Annotated in this window: 7 protein-coding genes; 2 read left to right on the forward strand and 5 right to left on the reverse strand. The window is 51.5% G+C overall.

The features are described from left to right. Window positions 1–236: 236 nt before the first annotated feature. Window positions 237–998 carry a rhomboid family intramembrane serine protease gene (locus tag WC959_12755; protein MFA5689985.1) on the reverse strand — a complete coding sequence of 254 codons (762 nt, stop codon included), beginning with the start codon at window positions 996–998 and terminating at the stop codon, window positions 237–239. Window positions 999–1093: 95 nt separating this feature from the next. Between WC959_12755 and WC959_12760 the strand changes: the two genes are divergently transcribed. Together WC959_12760 and WC959_12765 are read left to right on the forward strand one after the other, a co-directional pair. Continuing rightward, on the forward strand, window positions 1094–2059 hold the full coding sequence (locus WC959_12760) for a L,D-transpeptidase family protein (GenBank protein ID MFA5689986.1): 966 nt from the start codon (window positions 1094–1096) through the stop codon (window positions 2057–2059). A gap of 42 nt (window positions 2060–2101) precedes the next feature. Continuing rightward, a complete protein-coding gene (locus WC959_12765; protein MFA5689987.1) occupies window positions 2102–3061 on the forward strand; it encodes an acetyl-CoA carboxylase carboxyltransferase subunit alpha in 960 nt (319 codons plus the stop codon). A gap of 104 nt (window positions 3062–3165) precedes the next feature. On the opposite strand, the gene WC959_12770 is transcribed toward WC959_12765, so the two are convergent. The 4 genes from WC959_12770 to WC959_12785 form a co-directional block, all read right to left on the reverse strand. Beyond that, window positions 3166–3795: an MBL fold metallo-hydrolase gene (locus WC959_12770; protein MFA5689988.1), complete on the reverse strand. Its 630-nt coding sequence runs from the start codon at window positions 3793–3795 to the stop codon at window positions 3166–3168. Window positions 3796–3846: 51 nt separating this feature from the next. After that, the gene (gene dusB / locus WC959_12775; protein ID MFA5689989.1) at window positions 3847–4872 is read right to left on the reverse strand and encodes a tRNA dihydrouridine synthase DusB; all 1026 of its coding nucleotides are present in this window, start codon (window positions 4870–4872) and stop codon (window positions 3847–3849) included. Between the two features lie 103 nt (window positions 4873–4975). Next, entirely contained in the window at window positions 4976–6436 is a 1461-nt protein-coding gene (locus WC959_12780) for an ADP-ribosylglycohydrolase family protein (protein ID MFA5689990.1), read from the reverse strand. Between the two features lie 41 nt (window positions 6437–6477). After that, window positions 6478–6803: hypothetical protein (locus WC959_12785; protein MFA5689991.1), on the reverse strand; the 326-nt coding region annotated here is incomplete at its 5' end.

Genomic DNA, 6803 nt, shown 5'->3' on the forward strand with positions numbered 1-6803 from the left:
TGGAAGAACTGAAAAAACAGGCCGGGAAAACCGCCGCTTGACAAACCATAACGAAAGAACTACCCCATGCCCGTCAACGATCAAAAATCAGCACCCCTTCGGTGTCTTTTTTATATGAGGCAATACGACGGTGTTTGTTGAAAAAGTGCGGATACCGGTTTTGGAATACAGAGAACATTGCGTACGCGGACGGGCTGGATGCCCGTTCTACCATTTGCACCCAAAATTTTTATGCCTTACCGTTCTCGCGCATGTTTTAACGCTTCACGTTCGGCGCGGGTCAGAGAGTGCATGCCGTAGCGCGCGGCTTTATCAAGAATACGATCAATTTCAGCGCGGCTGACAAAGGCATCTTTATCAAGCGGTTTGAAGCGGTCTTTGATGCGCCGGAGAATATCGGGACGTCCGATAATGGTAGCGTAAATATATCCGGCGATACCGCCGCTGAGGTGCGCGGAGTTGGCAACGTAGCCGCCCTGTCCGCTGAGCGTGTTAAAAAATTCGTATGCGCCGAGAATCAGTACAAAAATCCACGCTTTGACCGGCATAAACGGAAAAAAGATGATGACGAGTTCGCGGTGCGGATAAAGCGCGGCATAAGCGCCGAGCACACCGAACACCGCGCCGGATGCGCCGATACACTGATGATACGGCGGAGAGAGCAGCGACCAGCCGAGTCCGCCGAGAAGTCCGCTGATAAGATAGAGCGCCAGAAAACGGTTGGTGCCGATGGTTCGTTCGGTTTCCGGCCCGAGAAAATAAATTCCGAGCATATTGGACAGCAGATGCCCGAAGCCCTGATGAACAAACTGATACGACAGAAGCTGCCAGACGCTGCCGCTTTCCCACCAGCTGGCGTGAAGCGCAAGCCAGTGCCGGAATGGAAAACCGAAAAATACTTCCAGTATATAAACGGCAACGTTGAGCAGAATGATCATCTGCACGCCGAAAGTCATATCGGTCGGGCTGCCGGCAGTTTCTATGGATCTGTTTTGCATAATCCGGGAGAAGATAGCGGATTTTTAATGGATTGCAAAAAAATGTCGGTTGGAATACTCTAACCTCTCCAAATTCAAAAGAGCTGAAAGAAAAAATGGCTGATATTTATGTAAGACCCCGCGGCAGCAGGCACAACCGGCGCGGTTCCGGACCGGTGATTGCAGCGGTGCTGATACTCGCTCTGGCGACCGGCGGTATGTGGTGGTTTTTCGGGCGCAGCCGCACAGAAAAACCAGCGGAAGCAACGCCGGCGGCGCAAATACAATCAAAACCGGCAGCAACAACTGCACAGCAACCGGCACCCCGGACGACAGCAACACCGCCGACAGCAACATCGAGTGCGCAGCAGCTTTTCTCTCAAGCGCAAAATCTGACTTCCGCCGGGAAACTGCTCGACGCACGCAACCTGCTCAGCGAAGTGATGGCGGCAACGTCCGATGAAAGTTTGAAAAATAACGCACTGCGCGTGCAGGGACGGTTGAATATTCAACTCCTTCTATCCCCGGGCATTCCATCACCGGAAAAAAAGAATTATGTCATTCAGCCCGGCGATTCACTGGATAAGATTGCGCGGCAGAATAAAACGACAATTGAGCTGCTCCGTAAAATGAATAATATTTCCGGCAATCTGATTTATCCCGGCAACACGCTGCAGATTCCGGCGGCACCGTTCACCGTTCAGGTAAATAAAACCGGCAAATATCTCGATTTATTAATGAACGGAAAACTGTTCAAGCGTTATATCGTCGGTCTCGGCGTATTCGGCAAAACGCCGGCGGGGAATTTCGTGACAGATGTGCATCAGATGAATCCGGACTGGACATCGCCGGCAGGCAAAGTATACGCCTACGGTGATCCGGAAAATATTCTGGGTACACGCTGGATGTCATTTAAAGACAGTACCCGCCCCGAAATCCGCGGCTTTGGGATTCACGGAACATCGGTACGCGACAGCATCGGCGCCGACACCAGCAACGGCTGCGTCCGGATGCTGAACGAAGATATCGAGGAACTGTATATGCTGATCCCGCGCGGAACAACGATGGCAATCAGCGAATAATATATTTTAAATTAATAACGAACTGACTTTTGGAGAAACATCATGCCGCCTTTCACACTGCCTTTTGAAAAACCGGTGCTTGACCTCGAAAATAAACTGAACGAACTGGAAAATTTCAGTAAAGAGCAGGATATTGATGTGTCGCACGAAATTGAGCGGATGAAAGAAAAAATCGCGTTAACACGCGCACAGATTTACAGCAATCTGACATCGTGGCAGAAAGTACAGGTAGCGCGCCATCCCGACCGGCCGTATACGCGGGATTACATTAAATATCTGGCAACGGATTTTATCGAAATTCACGGTGACCGCATTCATGCCGATGACCGCGCCATCATCGGCGGCCTGGCAAAAATCGACGGACAGCAGGTGATGGTGATCGGCTCCCAAAAAGGACGCGACACCAAAAGCAATCTCGAGTGTAATTTCGGCTGCGCCTATCCCGAAGGCTATCGCAAAGCGCTGCGTTTGATGAAGCTTGCCGATAAATTTAATGTACCGATACTCACCTTCATCGACACACCCGGCGCGTATCCCGGCGTGGCTTCCGAAGAACGCCACATTGCCGAAGCCATCGCCGTAAACCTGCGTGAAATGTTTAATCTGCGCGTGCCGGTTATTGTTACCATCACCGGCGAAGGCGGTTCCGGCGGTGCGCTCGGGCTGGGCGTTGGCGACCGCATTCTGATTATGGAACATGCCTACTATTCCGTTATTTCACCGGAAGGCTGCGCCGCGATTTTATTTAAAGACCGTGCATTCGCGGATAAATCCGCCGAAGCGCTGAAAATCACGGCGGACTGTCTGCTTGAATTTAAACTCGCCGACGAAAAGGTACCGGAGCCCGAAGGCGGTGCGCATACCGATCACAAAGCCGCCGCCGAAAATCTTAAAGCCGTCATTCTGCGGCATCTGGCTGAGCTCAAAAAAGAATCGCCGGAAGTTCTCATGAACAGCCGTTACGAAAAATTCCGGCACATGGGTATTTTCAAAGAAGCGTAGAAAAGTTCGGCGTTTACAATTCAGAGTTTCCACTCACGCTTATAGGCGAATCACTGCGTGGAGCAGACGTTCTTGTCTGCCCCCGCATTCGTCACGCCGCGTTTTCATGTATGCGGCTGCATAAAAAAATTTGTGCGCTTCTCATACCCGATGGTAGTGCTGTCGCCATGCCCGGGATACACCGCGGTTTCCGGCGGCAGTGCTGCAAGTGTTTTTAATGATTGTGTCAGCGCACGGCTGTCGCCGCCGGGCAGATCGGTGCGTCCGCACGAACCTTTAAACAGCGTGTCGCCGGTGCAAATAATATGCTCTTTTTCAAAATAAAAACAGATACACCCCGGCGTGTGTCCCGGCGTTTCAAACACAGTAAATTCATGTCCGGCGCCGGAAAATTTTGCACCGGCGCCCGGATGAATAAACTGCACCGCCGGTTTTTGCGGAACAGGATAATAAGGCGGAATCTGGTTTGCATGACCAAACGCCCAGGCTCCGTCAGCGGAGTGAAGATACACCGGTGCCGGCTGCGCAGTGCAAACATCGTGCAAGGCGGCAAGATGATCGGCGTGTCCATGCGTCAGCAGATAAGCATCCGCCGTTAAATTTTTCCGGCGGAGTTCGTTTAAAATTCTTCCGGCGTCGTAACCGGGATCAACAATCAGCGCGCGGTTTTCTGTGCCGTGAATGAGATAGCAGTTTTCTTCAAAAGGACCGACGATGAGTGTATCGATTTTCATGCCGTAAAAAATACGTCAACGCGGCACAACAATAAAGCTTCGAGTTTTTGATCACACTTCATTCTGCTCTATCACACGGTCAACGGCATCCATTACGGTTTTTACGTCGTGCATTTCATTCAAATGCTGCATCAGTTCGCGGCGGCCGCGCAGCCCTTTAATGTATTGTGCGAGATGCGGACGAAAATGCAGACACGCACCCTGCTCTGCATTATATTTTGTTTTGCACCGGCGCCCCTGCACCGTAATTTTGGTCAGTTCAACCAGCCGCAGCAAATGCGTTTCAATTACGGCGCGGCGGTCTGCAAGCGCCGGAGCTTTTATTTTTTCGCCGTTCCCATACTGTTTAATCTGATCAAACAGCCATGGATTTCCAACTGCACCGCGACCGATCATCACACCGTCAACGCCGGTTTCTTGCACCATGAGAGCCGCATCTGCCGGTGTAAGCACACCGCCATTCCCGATCACCGGAATTTTTAAAGCCTGTTTGATTTCGGCAATTTTTTCGAAATCAACATCACCTTTATGAAAGTTGCACGCGAGCCGTCCGTGCACCGCAATCATATCCGCACCGGCATCTTCAATAATTTTTGCAATCGTCATGTGATCCGGAAACGCCGGACTGAAGCCGATGCGCGTTTTCACACTCACCGGCAGCGACACCGCATTTTTTACAGCGCGCACAATTCTGCTGATCTGCTCCGGCTCTTTCATCAGTGCTGCACCGGCGCCGCGCCGGACAACTTTGCGCACCGGACAGCCGCAGTTTAAATCGATCCAGTCAAACGTACCGAGCGCTTCAATGTACCGCGCCGCTTCCACCATCGCATCAACCGACTTCCCGAAAATATGCCCGGCGATCGGATGATCAAGTTTTGACACCTCAAGAAATTGAAACGTCTTTTGCGAGTCGCGCCGGATGCCTTCAGCGCTCGTCACCTCGGTGTAACACGCGCCGGCGCCGAGCTCTTTGCAAACGGAACGGAATGCCGCATCCGTGTAGCCCGCCATCGGCGCCAGCACCACCGGAAAATTAAACGTTACGTTTCCAAATTTAAGAGGCCGGAGTTTCATAAAACTTTAAAACTAATCAGAAAACCGCGCCGGAATCACGGAAAATAGAATATATACTCGGGTAAAAAACTCAGAATAAAAGTTTACCCGCGCCGAGCAGCATTTAAATCAATGCAAAAGGAATCCATTGATGATTATCGTTGCGATCAGCGACACCGACAACCCATTCAATCTCTTTATCTGCTGCCGGTCTGGCAATAACCGCCACCAGCGTATGAATTCCGGCGGACAACACCATATCGGCAGACTGATGAATTGGAACGCGGTGTGCCGAGGGCGCCATGCGTCCGCATTCGCGTCCAAAAAGATATTCACCGTTTAAAAAGACGCGGCAGTTTTCGTTGGTATTAAAAAAAACGCGCGCAGCGGTCTGTTGTTTTAATTCAAACCTGTATTCCACAAACAGCATTCCGGCGGTAAAGTCAGTCGACTTATATTTTACCACCGTACCGGGAAATGTGACCGGCACCATTTCCGGCAGTTCAAGCTTCAGCGGTCTGCTGAGCGACCAGCCCTGCCCGAACCACGGAACTTCTTTGAATCCAATGCGCGCATGAATTTCTTTCGTTGGATTTTTCGGTGCCGGAACCTCCGGCGGCAGTTTGCCGGAGAGACGTTCGCGAAGAGTAAGAACCAGATCGGTGAATGCATCGAGCGATTCCGGCGGAGTGATTCCGGTGATTTCGGGACTGAGAATCAGATCGCGTCCGATCGGTTTGAGCCAGCGTTCTTCAATACTGTCCGGATTTAAAATTCCGAGCAGTGCGCCGACGGTAGCGGCGGTGCAATCTGTATCTTTGCCGCAGTTGTTGGCGGTGCAGATAGAACGTGAAAAGTCGCCGTTACCGGCGAGCAGCGCCAGCAGAATGAATGCCATGTTTTCGGTAACATTGGTGAAGTTTTCATGTCCGTATTTTTCTAAAATCTGCAAGCGGACTTTTTTCCAGTCGCCGGATTCATCCCACCAGCGCTTGGTGTCTTCAATCGCGGCGCGGATTTCGGCGTCTGCCGGAATCTGCTGAAATCCAATATCGATAATTTTATGAATATCAGTTTCAATAAACGCTGCGCTTTGCATGGCCGCGAGCCAGACTTCGGCCCAGAGCCCCTGTTCGGCATGGTCGAGGCAGGCGTCTTCGTAAGCATACGCGGCGGCGAGCGCCGGATTTCCCGGCGCGAGACACGCCCAGATTTCACTGCGGATGGCGGCGCCCATGCCGTTGATAAACCAGTTGTCGAACGATCCACTTAACGGCGGTTCAATGCCTTCGCGCAGATTGCGGATGCACACGCCGTATTCGTCCCACGGAAAATTAATATTATTCCGCCACGCGCCGGCAAACAGCGTCCGGCTCACTTCCGGCGATTTCTGCTGATCCAGCAGGCATGCCCAAAGCACCTGCAAATCCAGATCGTCATTCGGAACCATGCCCGCCGGCACCGGATCATAGAACGTTAAATCAAACGGACCATCCATCCCCTCGTACGGCATGCCGAGCGTTCCGCCGACAGCTTTGCCGAGCCAGCAACCCATTACTTTTTCACGATAATTTTGTATAATCATAAACTGTTTACTCCTTTAGATGCCGGATCATTCATATCACGCTATAAAGCCACATGACCTGAAAGACGATCTGTTCCCTTAACTGCTGATGATGTGTCTGAATTATCATGACATCGAAAAAATATCGGCGAAGACCAAGCCCATTGGTCATCTTTCTGCCGGACGCGGAGATAATAAAAATCGCCGGCATCGCCGGAATCCTGAACGGTAAACTGATAGTTGAGTTCGTGCGGCAGCGGCGCGCGGCTGAAGCGATAGCACGGCGAATCAATGTCGCCGAGATGTCCGGTGTGTGCACCGGCAATTAAACGCTGCAGCGGTATGGTTTCTTTTTGTCCGTTGATGTTTGCGACAATATTTTCATTCA

The organism is Kiritimatiellales bacterium (assembly GCA_041656295.1).
In the GTDB taxonomy this organism is placed as follows: Bacteria; Verrucomicrobiota; Kiritimatiellia; order Kiritimatiellales; family Tichowtungiaceae; genus Tichowtungia.